Source organism: Pigmentiphaga litoralis, assembly GCF_014651835.1.
Classification (GTDB): Bacteria; Pseudomonadota; Gammaproteobacteria; order Burkholderiales; family Burkholderiaceae_B; genus Pigmentiphaga; species Pigmentiphaga litoralis.
Map to the genome: position 1 here is coordinate 968,597 of NZ_BMXQ01000001.1, position 16,252 is coordinate 984,848.

General features: G+C 67.0%; 8 protein-coding genes. 1 reads left to right on the forward strand and 7 read right to left on the reverse strand.

Features of this window, described 5'->3' with window-relative positions:
- Nucleotides 1-48: 48 nt before the first annotated feature.
- From alkB to IE116_RS04245, 5 genes are read right to left on the reverse strand one after another with little or no spacing between them, the layout of a single operon-like run.
- The gene (gene alkB, locus IE116_RS04220) at nucleotides 49-702 is read right to left on the reverse strand and encodes a DNA oxidative demethylase AlkB (RefSeq protein ID WP_189610049.1); all 654 of its coding nucleotides are present in this window, start codon (nucleotides 700-702) and stop codon (nucleotides 49-51) included.
- Nucleotides 699-3,137 carry an exodeoxyribonuclease V subunit alpha gene (gene recD, locus IE116_RS04225; protein ID WP_229827997.1) on the reverse strand — a complete coding sequence of 813 codons (2,439 nt, stop codon included), beginning with the start codon at nucleotides 3,135-3,137 and terminating at the stop codon, nucleotides 699-701. Before recD ends, alkB begins: the two co-directional genes overlap by 4 nt.
- 52 nt (nucleotides 3,138-3,189) lie before the next feature.
- Nucleotides 3,190-7,563 carry an exodeoxyribonuclease V subunit beta gene (gene recB / locus IE116_RS04235; RefSeq protein WP_229827998.1) on the reverse strand — a complete coding sequence of 1,458 codons (4,374 nt, stop codon included), beginning with the start codon at nucleotides 7,561-7,563 and terminating at the stop codon, nucleotides 3,190-3,192.
- Nucleotides 7,560-11,261: an exodeoxyribonuclease V subunit gamma gene (recC, locus tag IE116_RS04240; protein ID WP_189610051.1), complete on the reverse strand. Its 3,702-nt coding sequence runs from the start codon at nucleotides 11,259-11,261 to the stop codon at nucleotides 7,560-7,562. Before recC ends, recB begins: the two co-directional genes overlap by 4 nt.
- Nucleotides 11,262-11,276: 15 nt before the next feature.
- Nucleotides 11,277-12,002: an RNA pseudouridine synthase gene (locus IE116_RS04245; protein WP_189610053.1), complete on the reverse strand. Its 726-nt coding sequence runs from the start codon at nucleotides 12,000-12,002 to the stop codon at nucleotides 11,277-11,279.
- A gap of 161 nt (nucleotides 12,003-12,163) precedes the next feature.
- Between IE116_RS04245 and dbpA the strand changes: the two genes are divergently transcribed.
- Nucleotides 12,164-13,543, forward strand: coding sequence for an ATP-dependent RNA helicase DbpA (dbpA, locus tag IE116_RS04250; RefSeq protein ID WP_189610054.1), 1,380 nt, complete (start codon nucleotides 12,164-12,166; stop codon nucleotides 13,541-13,543).
- 76 nt (nucleotides 13,544-13,619) lie between these two features.
- On the opposite strand, the gene IE116_RS04255 is transcribed toward dbpA, so the two are convergent.
- Entirely contained in the window at nucleotides 13,620-15,086 is a 1,467-nt protein-coding gene (locus tag IE116_RS04255) for a sensor domain-containing diguanylate cyclase (protein WP_189610056.1), read from the reverse strand.
- Between the two features lie 311 nt (nucleotides 15,087-15,397).
- Entirely contained in the window at nucleotides 15,398-16,243 is an 846-nt protein-coding gene (locus IE116_RS04260) for a polysaccharide deacetylase family protein (protein WP_189610058.1), read from the reverse strand.
- Nucleotides 16,244-16,252 lie beyond the last annotated feature (9 nt).

Sequence of the window (16,252 nt, forward strand, 5' to 3'; positions counted from 1 at the left end):
AGCGCCCTCGGCAGGCGCCCTCTTTACCTGACCTCGGTGCACCTTGGCTTACGTCACCTTGCGGAACGTCACGTTGTAGCGGTGATCGCCGACCTCGGGATGATGCCCGCGGGCCAGGGGCGCGACCCCATGGAACACGAATCGGGACGGTCCGCCCCACACGACGACATCCCCATGCGCGAGCCGATAGCGTTGCGGCCGATCGGCGCGCGTCATGCCGCCGAATAGAAACGTTGCCGGCAAACCCAATGACAGCGATACGATCGGCGCGGCCGCGTCGCGTTCGTCCTTGTCCTGGTGCAGCGACATGCGCGCACCCGGCGCGTAACGGTTGATCAGGCAGGCGTCAGGCTCATAGCCCGGATAGCCGGCGCGCTCGGCTGCATGCATCGACAGCTTGCGCAGCACGTCAGGCATGACGGGCCACGGCTGGCCGGTGTGCGGATCCGTTGGCGCGTACCGGTAGCCGCGGGCATCCGACACCCATCCCAGCGGACCGCAGTTGGTCATGGCGACCGACATCGTGTGACCGCCGGGCGTCACCATGTGGCGCAGCGGCGCGGCATCGACGACGGTCTGGATGGCGGCCAGCAAGGCTGCCGCGTCGGCACGGGCAAGCGCGGGAAACAGCCAGGCGCCTTCGGCCAGCGGCTGTGCTTCGCCGGGTGCGTCGGGCAAGGCATCGAACAGATCGCCCGTCACGTCGCTTCCTTATCGCCCTGCGACAGATGCATGACCAGGCCGCTCAAGCGCTTCACGCGTCGGCCGACGGCATCGCGAAACACCCCGCGTCGTGGCTCGATCAGGGTAAAGCGGGTCTTGGCCCGCGTGATGCCGGTGTAGATCAGTTCTTTGGTCAAGACGGGGTTCAAGGCTTCCGGAAGGATCAGCGCGGTATGCGCAAATTCCGACCCCTGCGCCTTGTGCACCGTCATGGCGTACACCGTTTCGATGGCGCCGAGCCGGCTCGGCAGCACGAATCGCAAGGCGCCGCTGCCATCGTTGCGCGGAAAGGCGACACGCAGGCGCGCTTCGCGGGGGGCGCCGTTCAAGGTCTGGGCTTCGGGCAGCATCAAGGCAATGCCGACGTCGCCGTTCATCAGGCCCAGACCGTAATCGTTGCGGGTGACGAGCACGGGCCGTCCTTCGTACCAGGCCTGGCGGGTATCGATCCATCCGCGGGCGGCCAGCGCGCTTTCGATACGCGCGTTCAACCGCTCGACGCCGTAGTCGCCCTTGCGCACGGCGCATAACAGTTGGAAGGTGTCGAAGGCGGCAAGCACGGCGCTGGCCCAGGCGGCCCATGCCGGATCGTCGGCACCGGTGGACACAGGCGGGCGTTCGCGCTGCAGGACGTCCAGATAGTGGCCGTACCCGTCCAGCGCCAGCGTTTCCAGCGCCTTTGCGCCCGAGCGTTCCAGCTCGATGTGACGCGTGTCGCTATCGGGATGCCTGGACAGGGCTTCCAGGGTGGACTGGGCAGCGTCGGCATCGGCCGCATTCACGTCGCGCGCAAGCCGGCCGATGCCGCTACCTTCGCCAAACCGCCGCGACAGCCGCAGCATGACCGTCTGCTGGGCCAGCGGGTAATCATCCTCGGTGCCAGGCAGCAATTGCGGGTCCTGCACCGGGTCGCCGCTGACGGCTTCCAGCCAGGCACGCGTCGCATCGCTGTAGCGTCCCGCTTCGGCATCGCGGCACAAATCGCCCAGAACGGCCCCGGCTTCGACCGACGCCAGCTGGTCCTTGTCGCCCAACAGCACCAGGCGGGCGTGCAAGGGCAAGGCGTCAAGCACGGAGGCCATCATTTCCAGGTCGACCATGGACGCTTCGTCGATCACCAGCACGTCCAGCGGCAGCAGATGACCGGCGTGATGCCGGAAGTGACGGCTGTCAGGGCGATTGCCAAGCAGGCGATGCAGCGTCGTGACGTCGGTGGGAATGGCCGCGCGCACGTCTTGCGCCACGTCCAGGCGGCTGACCTGTTCCCCGATTGACGTCGACAGGCGGGCGGCGGCCTTGCCGGTGGGCGCTGCCAGGCGGATGCGCAACGGTTGCCCGGCTTCGACGCCCGGACGTTGCAGCAACGCCAGCAGGCGGATGACGGTGGTGGTTTTGCCGGTCCCGGGGCCGCCGGTGATGATGCTGAAGGCACCCCGGGCAGCCAGCGCGCAGGCAAGCTTTTGCCAGTCTGTCCGGGACGGGTGGCCGGCGGCCGCGGACGCTTCATCGGGCAGCCGCGGAAACAGCGCACCCAGGCTCGCAGCCAACGCGGGCGGCGGCGCCGGCGGCAGGCTCAGCCGCGCGCGCAAGGCGTCGCCCACGCGCCGTTCGTAGCGCCAATACCGGCGCAGATACAGGCGGTGGCCCAGCAGGACCATCGGCCGGTCAGCGAGTGCCGGGTCGTTGCCGGCCATCAGGTGCGTGCCGTCCACCTGCTCGACCAGCGGACTGGCCGCCAGCGCGGCGCGCCAGGTTTCCACGTCGAGTCCGGCCAGCACATCGGACGGCAGCGGCGTGGGGCCACGACCCGTGTCGCCTTCGGGCGGCAAGGACAACGCGAAGTCGGGGCTGTCGAGGGTCGCCCCCAGGTCCAGGCAGACATGGCCATGGCCCAGTTGGTGGCTGGCGAGGGCTGCCGCAACCAGCAGGCGCGGATCGGCCCCGGGCCGCAACCGGTCCAGGAAGCCGACGAACGCCAGGTCGAGCGCCCGCAGCCAGCCGCGCTGCGTCCATTGGTCGAGCACGGTCAGCAGCGACGCGCTGTCGTCCAGGTGGCCGGATGGCGCCGCGGCGGCAGCATGTGGGGGCGGCGTGACCCCGTCATCAGGCGTGAGCTGGCTCGCGGGATACGCGCGGGCAATTACGTCTAGATCCTGTTCCGCAGGCTTGTTTGCAGCCGGGTCGTTTGCGGCAGGTGGTTTTGCGTCAGGGTTCTTCCCGGCGGGCTTCTTCGCGTCAGGGATCTTTGCAGCAGGGATCTTTGCAGCAGGGTCCTGTGCAGCAGCGTCTTTCCCGGCAAGGTTCGCGGGTCCGCCTGACTTGCTGTCAGTCTTGCCAGCCTCTTCGAGAGCCGGCATGGCCATCCCTGCGAACAGGTCGCCCTGCCCTTCGGGCACGACAGGTTTTTTCCTCATACCGGCCCCTTGCTGGCAATGGCGATCATCGACGCGGGTCTCGTCGCGGACCTCATTGTGGAACTCCCGCCAGACTCCGGCCCGCAAACAATGCATCCAGCGCCTCGATCAAGGCCCGCGGCGGCCGGGTGTGGAATGCCCCTTTGGACGGTGCGCGGCTGCCCCGCAGGAACAGGTACAGCGCCCCGCCCACATGCCGGTCGTAGTCGTAGTCAGGCAGGCGCACCTTCAGTTGCCGATGCAGCGCAAGCAGGTACAGCACGTATTGCAGGTCATATCGCTTCTTGAGCATTTCCTTGCGCATGGCGTCTTGCGTGTAGGCGGCGTCGTCCTCGCCCAGCCAGTTGGACTTGTAATCGGCCACGTAATAGCGCCCGTCATGCTCGAAGACCAGATCGACAAACCCCTTGAACATGCCGTTGAGCAGCGCCGGATTGGCCGGCGCGCGCGGCGCGCCGCCCAGGGTATGACGGCGGACCCAGGCATCCAGCCGCGTGACGTCAACCCGCGTGCTCTGGAACCAGAACTCCATTTCAACTTGATACGCCTCCAGTGCGGCCAGTCGCACCGGCGCGCCGTGACCGGTGGGCAGCGGGCAGACCAGCAGCGCCGCCAGCCAGTCGCTCAGCGGCTGGATCCACGCTTCCCAGCCGCGACGATTGCAGCGGCGAGCAACGGCGTCGACCAGGGCGGCCCGGTCGGCGGCGGCCGTGCCGAAGCCTTCGTCACCGGCCCATTCCAGCAAGCCGTGCAGAAAGGTCCCCGGATTCGGACCCCGGGGAAAGCCGTGCAGTCCCACGCCGGGCGTGCCGGTGGCATAGGCTGCGTGCACTATGTCGCCGGCATCGGGCACGTCGTCGTCGAAAGCCTTCTGGGCTTCTGGCGTGTCGGGACTCAGGTCGCCGTACTGCGGATCCCCAAAGTCCAGGTCGCGGTCGCCAAAGGCGAGCACGTCAAGGTCGGTGGCATCGATGTCGCCGCCCAGGCCGTCGTCGCTGCCGAAAGGCCCGTGGCCTGCCTGCCCCGGGTCGGACTCGCCCCGGTCGTCGCCAAGGTCGTATTCCGCTCCCTCCAGACCGATCGCGCCGGCGCCTACCCCGACGCCAACGCCCTCGTCCGTCGCGGCGTCCCGGTCGCTTGGCTCTATCACGTCTCCACCGGGCATATCGTCAACCGCCACCCGCTGATCCATGATCGTCAGGGCACTGTAGGACGCGATCCACCAATGGTCAGCCTTGCTGCGCTGCGGCCGCCGCACATGCGGCAAGCGCGTGGGCGCCGCCGGCTGATGCACCACCGTTCGGGTCGCGTCGGGGGCGGGCACGACACGCAGCGCCGGGTGTCCGCTTGTCAGGTCATTCAACCAGTCCGCCAGCGCGCCGCTGTGCGGCAGCGGATCGCCACCGCCCAACAGATAGCCCAGTGCCGACCGATGCAGCACCGACGCATCCCCCTTGTGCTTCATATCCGCCACGCCGACCCAGCAGGCGTGCTGCGCGCGGGTCAACGCGACATACAACAGCCGCAGGTCTTCCGCCAGGCGCTCGTCATCGGCACGCGCCACCTCTTCCAGGTCGGGGGCGGTACGCACGACCAGGTTGCCCTGCGCATCATGAAAACGCACCGGCGGGCGCGCGGGGTCCACGGGCTTGAAGGCGCAGACGAAAGGCAGGAACACCAGGGGATATTCCAGCCCCTTGGACTTGTGCACCGTCACCACCCGCACCAGTTGTTCGTCGCTTTCGAGTCGCAGCACCTGTTCTTCGGCGGTCTGCCCGGGTTGCCCCAGGTGGTCGGCCAGGTGACGGATCACGGCCTGCTCGCCATCCAGCTCCGATGCCGCCTGCTGCAGCAGTTCGGCCAGATGCAGCAGATTGGTCAGGACGCGTTCGCCGTCCGGCCGCTGCATCAATGCGCGCGGCAGATCGAAGTCGTGCAGCAGCCGCCGCAGCATCGGCAGCACGCCCTGCTTGCGCCACAGTCCGCGGTACTGGCGGAACTGCATGACGCGGTCTTCCCAATGGCGTTCGTCCTGGTTGATGCGTTCCAGCGCGGCCAGGGGCAACGCAAGGGTGCGGGTGGCCAGAGCCGCGCGCAGCGGCCGGTCCAGGTCGGGCTCGGCGCAAGCCTTGAGCCACGCCAGCACGTCGCTGGCTTCCTGACCGTCGAACACCGAATCCTTGTCCGACAGATACACACTGCGTACGCCGCGCTGCGACAACGCGCTGCGTAGGGCGCGCGCCTCGGCAAAGTCGCGGACCAGGATGGCGATGTCGGCCGGACGCAGCGGCGTCAGCGGAGTCAACGGCGCAGCGTCGCGCGCAAAGCCGGCTTTGCCCTGCATGGACAGGTTCAGCAAGCGCACGACCTCGCTCGCGCAACCGCCCGCCAGGTGCTGGCGGTACGCGCCGCTGCCCACTGGCGCGTCGCTGGCCAGATGCCAGACGGTCAGCGCCGCGCCGGGGGTCGGCGTCTCGCCGTCGGACGCCGCCGCGCCACCGTCCACGAACCGTTCCTTGCGCCCCGCCGCCGCTACCGGCAGGAACGGCACGGGATTGCCGCTGCCGCGCCGGAACAGGAATGCGCCCCGCCCTCCCGGCCGGTCTTCGGCCAGGCCGAACACCCGGTTGACGGCCGCCACCATGGCGTCGGTGGACCGGAAGTTGGTATCCAGCGACGCATGCCGGCCCTCGGTGGCCGACCGCGCACGCAGGTAGGTGAAGATATCGGCGCCGCGGAACGCGTAGATGGCCTGCTTCGGATCGCCGATCATCAGCAGCGCGCAGTCCTCGCGGTTCTGTCCAACCTGATAGACCTTGTCGAAAATGCGGTATTGCACCGGGTCGGTGTCCTGGAACTCGTCCACCATCGCCACCGGAAACTGCGTACGGATCAGGTCGGCCAGGCGATCCCCGTTTTCGCCATGCAGGGCGTCGTCCAGCCGCTGCAGCATGTCGTCAAAGCCCATTTCGGCACGACGGCGTTTTTCCTGGTCGAAGCGATGGCGCACCCATTGCGCGGCATGGCGCAGCAGCGCCGTGTCCGGCTGCGGCAAGGACGCCAGGGCGCGCTGCAGCCCGGCCATCGCGTCCAGCGCCGGATGGGTCAGCGGTGTCCCGCTTTTCCAGACTTCGGCGATGCCTGCCGTCGTCAGGCGGTCAAAGCCAGTCTTGATGTCCAGCGATTCCAGTTCGGGCGTCGTGGCCCAGGCCGTCACCGCATCGCACCAGCCCCGCGTCCGTGCGACCTGCAATTTGCGGCCGTCGACCTGCTTGGCGGCGCACGCCGATTCGATCAGCGGCATCAGTTCTGCCATCCATGCCGCCCACGGGGCTTTCAGTTCGGCCAGATGCCGCCGCCTTTCCGCCAGCGTCCGGGCGATCAGCTCGCCGAGCGGCATCAGCTGGGTCGAAGGCTCGGTCGCGCCGAGCAGGCCGGTGATTTTCGCGCGCAGCGCGTCGGGCGTCTTCCAGTTCGACTCGACCCAGTCCAGGGCCGTGCCGGTCAGTCCATAACAATGCTGCCGCCAGTAATCGCGCACGACGTCGGCCAGCAAATCGGTATGGTCGGTGGCCAGTGTCTGCGTGAACAGGCTGCCGCTGTCGAAGGCATGTTCGCGCAACATGCGCTGACACCATCCATGAATGGTCGATACGGCGGCCTCGTCCATCCACTGTGCGGCAATGTCCAGCTTGCTGGCATTGCCTGGCCAGGCCGCGCGCGGATAGCCGGCGCGCAGCCGCGCCATGAGCGGGTCGGGGGCAGCGATTTCCTCCCGGAAGAACCGTGCCGTCTGCGCGAGCCGTGCGCGAATGCGGTCGCGCAGTTCCTGCGTGGCAGCATCGGTAAAAGTCATCACCAGGATGTCCGGCGGCGCCATGTCGCGTAAAAATGCCAGGCCGGGGCCGCCGTGGCCCAGCACCAGGCGCACATACAAGGCGGAAATCGTGAAGGTCTTGCCCGTCCCGGCGCTGGCTTCGATCAGCCGGCTGCCCCGCAAGGGAAAGCGCAGCGCCAGGGGCGCATCGGACAGGTCGTCCTCGATGAAGTCGTCATCGGGGAACCCGTCGTCGGCGAAGGTCTCTTCGCCATCGACGCCGTGCGAGTCCTCGCCTGCGAACAGGGAGGCGTCCGCATCATCGCCGTCACTCTCATCAAGATAGAACGCGCCCTCGCCCCCCTCCGGCTCGCCCTCGCGCCCGTCATCGGGAAACATCGGTGCGTCATCCGGAAACATCGGTGCGTCGTCGGGAAACATGGGCCCGTCGTCCGATTCCGCGCGGGATGGCGAATCCGGAAACATGGGCGCGTCGTCATCCCATTCCAAGGGCGAATCATCGAACGCGAACCCAGGGTCGTCCCGTTCATCCGGCGTGGCGTCATGCCTGGCGCGATCGCCAGCATCGGTTCGTTTGCGTGTCGTCATTCCGGCGCCTTTGCCTTGACGGCGGTTTCCAGCGCGGCCGTGCCAGCTTCGAACAGGGGCCGATACAGCCGTTCCGCCCAGTGGGCAAACCGGCCATCGGCAAACAGCGCATCGGCGCTGGGATAGTGACGGGCCAGATACGGGTTCTGCGCCATTTCACCCGTCGTCGTAAAGCCCCCTTCGTACACCTTGCGGGCTTCGTCATAGGCCTTGGCGTGCGCGGCCGTGGCGGGAGCGTCATCGTCCCCTGCGGCGATCCGTGCTGCTGTCCCCTGCCCCGCCTCGGCGTGTGCCAGCCACACGAACGCACTGCGCAGCGCCACGGGCAGCGGCTCGGCCATGCCCGCCAGCCAGCCTTCCACCAGCGCATTCAGCGCTTCGGCCGCGTACAGGGGCGGAACGGGCTCGAAAGTCAATGTCACGTCTGACGCGACCACGATGCTGGTCAGGTCCAGCCCGCTGGCATTGCCCGCCAGATGCGTGACCCACAAGCGCGTCAGCCGATGCCATTTCAAGGCCCTGGCCGAAGCCAGCAGCCCGTTGGGCACCGCGGACAGCACGGCATGCCGGGCTGTGTCGCCTTCGACCTGACGCAGTCCGCCCAGCCACCCTTCCACCCGCAATGCGCCATGACGAAAATCCACCGGCCAGGGGGACGCGACCTCGACTGGCCACGCCCCGCGTGCGTCGCGATACCGTGCCAGCAGATCGGGAAGCGGCACCAGCAAGCCGGCCTGCTGCTTTTCGCCAAAGCCCGCCATGGGCAGCAAGCCGCTGCGGCGCAATTGGGTGGCGCGTCGGGCCAGGGCGTCGTCGGCTTCCTGCGCCGTGACGGCCGGCATGCCGGCCTGCAGCAGGCTGTCGCTCAGCGTGTACCGCTGCAGCGCGTCCAGTGCAAAAGGTTCGTCGTCAACGGCCTCGGGCGTGTCGTCGTCAAAGAACACCTTCAGGCGCTGGTTGAAAAAGGTCCGCAGCGGATCGCGCAGGAACTGCTGCAGCTCGGCCACGTCGATGGCGTCGGGCGGCGTCCAGACAGGGGCCGCGTCCGCAGACGGGCTGGCGCGACCTGAACCGGAAGAAGCAACCGCCCCGCCGCCATCCGCCCCGCCATGCAGCACCGCCCATTCGCGGGCGTAACTGAACAGCCCGCCGGTGCCCGTCAATGACGAACCGGAAAGCGCCTCGCCTGCCGCTCCCGCGCTAAAGCTCGCCCCATGGCCTGAAGGCAGGAAATACCGCGCGCTGAACGGCTGCAGCGGATGCACCACCGTCAGCCCGTCCAGCAGGTCGATGTCATCCACCGTCTGCCATCCTGCGGCCAGGTGATCTCGCAACTGGCCCACCAGCACCGATGGCGGCCGCTCGCTGTTGTCGCGAATGCTGCGGCCGACCCAGCTGATGTAGAGCTGCTCGCGCGCCGACAGCACCGCTTCCAGCAACAGATAGCGGTCGTCTTCGCGCCGCGACCGGTCGCCCGGCCGGTAGTCGCCGCCCATCAGGTCGAAATCCAGCGGCGGCTGCGCACGCGGGTAGTCGCCGTCGTTCATGCCCAGCAGGCACACCACCCGGAACGGAATCGCCCGCATCGGCATCAGGGTGCAGAAGTTGACTGCCCCCGCCAGAAAGCGCTGATTCAACCGGCCCTGGTCCAGCGCCTGCAACCAGGCTTCGCGCACCACCGTCAGCGGCAGCCTTTCGGTCAGCCCGACGCTGTCGCAGGTGGTCTCCCAGTCTTCCAGCAGCTGTTCCAGGCGGCCCAGCTGCACCACGTCCCGGTCATCATCGGCCAGAAAGAAGCGCGCCAGCAGGGTGCGCAGCCGCGCCACCCATGTCATGGGTTCCGCATCCATCGCGAGCTGATCGCGGGTGACATCCAGTGCATCGAGCAGGCCCACCAGCGGGCCGATCAGCGCCGCGTCCAGCCCGCCGATTTCGTCATACGGTTCGATCCCGTCGAAGCTGTCGCCCTGCCCCACCGCATAACCCAGCAACATGCGCCGCAAGCCAAAACGCCAGGTGTTCTGCTCCATGCCACCGGGCAGGTCCAGCGACGCCCGCTGCGCGGCGTCCAGTCCCCAGCGGATCCCGGCGCCTTGTATCCATCGGTGCAAGGTGGGCAGGTCCGACTCGCCAATGCCAAAGCGGTGGCGCAGCGCGGGCACATCCAGCAGGTCCAGCACGTCGCTGACCGCAAAGCGGCTTTCGGGTAGCCGCAGCAGGTGCTCCACGGCGATCAGCAGCGGTTCGCGGCCGCGCTGTCCCTGGTCGGCCAGCGTGAACGGAATGTGCCGGTCGTCGGTATGGTCGATCTGCCCGAATACGGCCTGGATGTGCGGCGCGTAGGTGTCGATGGCGGGCACCATCACGATCACGTCACGCGGCCGCAGCGTCGGATCGGCGCTGAACCGCGCCAGCAATTGGTCGTGCAGGATCTCGACTTCCCGCTGCGGGCCATGCGCCACATGAAAGCGGATCGACGCGTCGGCCTGCAGGTCCACGGGCGGCCAGGTGTCACGGGTCTCTTCCATCGCGCGCAGCTGCAGCACGTCGTCATGCAACTGGGTCAGCAGCGTGTCGGCGGGCTGTTCCGTGAACAGGTCGATGCGCCGGTCGCTGACGTCCGCAAAGGCTTCGCGGTACTGGTCGGGCGCATCAAAGCTGTCGAGCAGGTGGATGTAGTCGCGGCCCTGCTTGCCCCACGCGGCCAGCAAGGGGTGACCGTGCCGGTGCAGCACCGTCGCATCGATCACCGCCGGCATGCCCGGCTTGCGGCGCTGGCGCTGGTACTGGTGACGCAGCAGGTCCTGGTCTGCCACGATGTCCGTCCAGTGATGCTGCGACGGGTTATGCACGCACAGCAGCACCTGGCACAGCTTGCCCAGCGCAGCCAGGGCTTCCAGCGCCTGGGCCGGCATCGACGAAATGCCGAACACCATGATGCGGCGCGGCAGTCCGGCGGGCCGCTGCGTCAGGGTGCGCAGGGTGGCCATGAAGCGCTGGTGCACGCCGGCCCGGCTTTGCGCCATGCTTTCGGCGCCGACATCTTCCAGCAGCGCGCGCCACAGCGCCGGCTGCCAGCATTCCTGCCCCTGCAGCACCCGCACGCCGTTGCGCGACGTGATCAGCTGATCGCGCCCGTGGGCCCAGTCATCGAGCCAGTCGGCGCGGTACACCTGGTACTGGTCGAACAGATCCGCCAGGCGTTCGGACAGCTGATGCAGCTTGCGCATCTGCGCGTCGTCCTGCAGAAAACGCCGCAGCGGCGCAAAGGCCTCTTTGTGAATCAAGGCAGGCAGCAGGCGCATCAGGCGCCAGGTCAGGCTGGCCTTGTCCAGCGGCGAGCTTTCGGGGATCGACGCGCGCCCCAGCACGGCGCGATAGGCCGTCCATAGAAAGCTGGCCGGCAACTGCACGTCGATGGCAGCGGCAATCCCGCAACCCTGGCCGCCGCTGCTGTAAGACGACGACGCCGCCCCAGGGATGGACGTCGTGTCGTGCGCCGCCGGGTCTTCGGCCAGCGCCAGTTTCAGCCACTGCGCGATCCCGTTGCTCTGCACCAGGATCACTTCGTTTTCCAGCGGCGCAAGGGGATAGCGCTGCATCCACGACACGGCCAGGCTGCGCAGGTCTTCCAGCCGGTTGCTGTGCACGACCATGAAGCCGGGGGCCAGAGGGGCGCCAACGCCTGACGTGTTCATGCCCGACATCCCCTTTCAGAAGCGCTCGTAGCCCAGCAGGTAGCGCCACTGGCCCGGTTCCAGCCCGGCAACCGGCAGGCGCCCGATCCGCAGGCGTTTGATCGCCCTGACCTTCAGGCCGACCTGCGTGCACAGGTGCTCGATCAGCCCCTCGGGCGGCGTCTTGATGGCCACCCGCAGACGGGTTTCGTTCTGCCAGCTGATCTTGGCGGCAGGCACCGCCTTGCCTTTATAGAAGCCCCCCGCATTGAGCCGCGTCATGCCATCGGGCGCAATGTCGCCCGCCACTTCGACCAGGTATTCATGTTCGATGCGGGGCGCATCGTCGCGCAGCTTGCGTGCGATACGGAATTCTTGCGTCAACACCACCAGGCCGCTGGCCGCCGCGTCGATCGGGGTAACCAGTTCCAGATTGGACAGGTGCTTTCTCAGGAACCGCACATTGGACCGGTCCGACGGCTGGCGCGTGTCGGGCGTCAACTTATGCAGGGCGGGATCGCTGTTGCCACTGACGTCAAAGCCCGCTGGCTTGTTCCACAAAATGGTGACCGGGTCCACCGGAACAGGCTTGGCGTTCGGGTCAATCTCGGTCTGCTGCCCGGGGGTCATCCGGAACCCGGCTTCTTCCACCACCTTGCCGTCCACCCGGACCCAGCCGCCCTCGATCAGTTGTTCGGCCTCGCGGCGCGAGCAGCCGGTGGTGTCGGCAATATGTTTGGCAAGGCGAACGGTGTCGGTCATCAGGGTCAGGTCGGCAATCCGGGGAAGCGGAAAAAGAGGTGGGAAGACAGACAATCATTCTACCGGGCAGCGCGCCTCTGTCCCATCCCGCCCTGTCCCCCACCCGTTTTCGCGGGCCGCCTGCTAGACTTTGCCCCTTTCTGCTCGTATTGGCGCCTATCGTGACCACCACTTCGTTTTCCAGTTTGCCGCTGGCCCCCGCTATCCTGGCCAATCTCGACAGCCTGGGATACGCCGACATGACGCCGATCCAGGCCGAAAGCCTGCCCTTGATCCTGGAAGGCCGGGACCTGATCGCCCAGGCCAAGACCGGTAGCGGCAAGACCGCCACGTTCGGCCTCGGCATCCTGCACAAGCTGGCTGCCGCCGACTTTGGCACGCAGGCCCTGGTGCTCTGCCCCACGCGCGAACTGGCGGACCAGGTCGCGGGCGAACTGCGCCGCCTGGCCCGGTTCGCCGGCAACATCAAGACCTTGACGCTGACGGGCGGATCGCCCATCCGTCCCCAGGTCGAATCGCTGGAGCACGGCGCGCACATCGTGGTCGGCACGCCGGGCCGCCTGATCGACCACATCGATCGCGGCAGCATCGACCTGTCCAAGCTGCAGACGCTCGTGCTGGATGAAGCCGACCGCATGGTCGACATGGGTTTCATGGAAGACGTGATCCGTATCGTGTCCGCGTGCCCGCCCAAACGCCAGACCCTGCTGTTTTCCGCCACGTATGCCGAAGACATCCGCAAGGCCAGCGCGCGCTTCATGCGCAATCCGGCCGAGGTCAAGGTCGAATCGCTGGTCGATTCCAGCCAGATCGAACAGCACTTCTTCGAGATCACGCCGGATGAGCGCAACGCTGCGGTCGCCCAGTTGCTGGAGCACTTCCGCCCGGCGTCCACCATTGCCTTTTGCAACACCAAGGTGCAGGTGCGCGAGCTGACCGAAGAGCTGGTTGCCCGCGGTTTCAGCGCGATGGCGCTGCATGGCGACCTGGAACAGCGCGAGCGTGACGACGTGCTGATCCAGTTTTCCAACGGCAGCTGCTCGGTACTGGTGGCAACCGACGTCGCCGCGCGGGGGCTGGACATCGCATCGCTGGCCGCCGTGATCAACGTGGACGTGACCCAGGACACTGAAGTGCATGTGCACCGCATCGGTCGCACGGGGCGCGGGCAGGAAAAAGGCCTCGCCTTGAACCTGGTGGCGCCGTACGAAATGCGATGGGCCAACCTGATCGAGAACTACCAGGGCAAGCCGATCCGCTGGTCGGACCTGAAAAAGCTGACGCCGACCCCCGGCGGTCCGCTGCGCGCGCCCATGGTCACGCTGTGCATCCAGGGCGGCAAGAAAGACAAGCTGCGTCCGGGAGACATCCTCGGCGCGCTGACCGGAGACGGCGGGCTGGCGAAGGATCAGGTCGGCAAGATCCACATTGCCGAATTCGCGAGCTTTGTCGCGCTGGATCGGCGCATTGCCAAGGATGCCTGCGCCACGCTCAGCCAGGGCAACATCAAAGGCAAGCGCTTTCGCATGCGCCTGATGTGATGTAAGCGGCGATTTATCAGCAGCGGTCTATACGCTAAGCGGTCATCCGGGCGATGTGCAGCCAGCCGCCGCCTGCCTAGGTCAACGACGCGGCAACCACTACCTGGTCCCTGCCGCTGCGCTTGGCGCTGTACAGCGCGTCGTCCGACCGCCGCAACAGGTCATCGAAGGTGAAATCGAATGGCGACAGCGTTGCCAGACCAATGCTCAGCGTGACCTGGATCATCGCCGCATCCACCTCGATTACCAGCGCCCGCGTTTCTTCCAGCAGACGCCGGGCGATGGCTTCGGCCTGATCGGGGCCGGTGTCGGGCATGATCACCGCGAATTCTTCGCCCCCCAGCCGCCCCCTGATGTCGGACAAACGCAGGTTCTTGCCCCACAACCGGCTCAGTCTGCGCAGCACGACGTCCCCTGCCCCATGGCCAAAGGTGTCGTTCACTTGTTTGAAGTGATCGATATCCAGCGACATGACGGTCAGTTGCCGGGATTGGCGCCCCGCCACCGTGAATTCGCGCTGGGCGGCATCGTCAAAGGCGTGGCGGTTCAGCCATCCGGTCAAGGCGTCGGACAGCGCCAGCCGGCGCAGCGTGATCTCGGATTGCTGCACGACACCCAGCACATAAAAACCTCCCAATGCGCCCGCCAGCAGCAGGGATGAAATCAGCAGGCCCGTAATGATGGTCAGGCGGCGCGTCTCTTTCCATGCGCGGAAGGTGTCTTCGCCCCCCGCGGACACGATGACGGTCAATGGGTAATTTCCAAGCCGGATAAAGCTGACCAGCCGCTCCAGGCCGTCCAGCGCCGAATTGCCCGACATGTACATGCCGGACTGGCCGCTCTTGATGTGCCGCAGGTAGTCGTACCCGTCGGCGATCGACTTGCCCACATACTGTTCAACGAACGGGGCGCGGACCAGCACCACGCCGTCGTCCCGCAGCAGCGCGACGGTGCCATTGGGCTTGAAACGGATGTCTTCATACATGCCGCTCAGGTGCTTGATCTCGATCGCGGCATAGACCATGGAGATGCCGTGCAGCGGCCGGTCCAGGGCAGACACCACCGGGACGGCCAGCTGGTTCGTGCCCGGCGTGCGGCCCGGCGCGCCGATCATCATCTTTGACGACGGCGACTGCCGGTACGCCTTGAAAAAGTCGCGGTCGGCCACGTTCTGGGGCGCAACGCCCCGTTGGGCCGGCACGCTGTAGGACAGCCCGTCGGTCGACACCACGTGAATGTCGATCAGGCCGCCCGATGATTCCCGCAACAGCGAGATCAGACGCCCGAACTCCGGATCGGTGCGCGGGTCGTTTTCGGGATGGGTGTCCATCCAGAACTTTGCCGTCTTGACCGACGAATCGACGTCATGCATCAGCCGTTCGGACTGCTCGCGCATGGCGATCGTCATCTGGCGCAGGACATCTTCGGCGCGCAGCCGGGTGGCGTTGCCTTCGGCCACGACCCAATAGAGGGTGGCCGACCATTGCACGACCAAGGTCAACGCCAGCGTCACCAGAATGGCCAGCCGGTGACGGCTCTGCACCAGTTTCAGGTTACGAATCGACGACGCGGGTGTGCGACTGGCGGGAGAACTGCCGCTGGGCGGAACGGGCGTGGGCGAGGCTATGGCGATCGTCGTCTCCGTGGTGGTGGGCCCGCGGGTCGGACCGCGGGGGCAGGCAAAGCTGGACGTGCTGCACCAACGGCGTGCACCGTTGCTCATCGATTCTACGTACTTTCGCCCGGTTGCGGCCAGTCCGGCGTCGTACGACGCGGCGCCGAGGTGACACCGCCGCGCCAGACACCAGAAATCGACACTGCAACATGACGCTTCCTTCGCGTTCTGGCCAGACCTTAAACCTGTGTTGCCACCATGTCCGACAGTTCCGCATGGTGCGTCAGCCACGCCACCTGCTCGTGGCGCCGCACCAGGTCGATGGCGTGGATGAACTCGATGGCGCCGGCCGGGCGGCCGTACACATGGGCATGCAGCGTCATATCCAGGCAGGCCGGCGTACCCAGCAGGCCCCAATTGTCCAGCACGCGCGCCAGGCTGCGCGTGTACGCCTGTGGCTCGTTGCCATAGCGTACCGACAGCGGCATGTCGTTGACTTCCATGGTGAACGGCATGGCGGTGATCGGGCCGGCCGGCGTGTCCAGCCGATAGGGAACGTCCGTATCAAAGGTGTCTGCGTGCCAGGCATAGCCGGCCTCGGCCAGCAGTTGCGCCGTCACCCGGCTGGGGGTGCACCGGGGGCTGATCCAGCCCGTGGGCCGACTGCCGCTGGCCTGGGTCAGGACTTCGGTGCAGCGGGCGATGTCCTGCCGTTCCTCGGCTTCGGACAGGTACGCCGGAATCATGTGCTGACTCCAGCTATGGCCGGCAACCACATGCCCTTGCTGCACGATCGCGGCCAGCAGATCGGGGTAGCGCTCGGCCACGATGCCGCTGACGTAAAACACCGCCCGGGCCTGATGCCGGTCCAGCAGGTCCAGGATGCGCCAGGCGCCGACCTTGGCGCCGTACTCGGCCCAGGAGATGGCCTGGCGGTCCAGCACGCCGGGCTTCAAGGGATTGCCCATGGGACCGATGCCCGGCGCCGTGTCGTCGGCCCATCCTTCGAGCATGATGCTGATGGGAACGGCCAGCGGGCGTTGAGCAGGCCAGGTGGCGGGCACTTCACGTTGCGGATACGGCATGGAGACTCC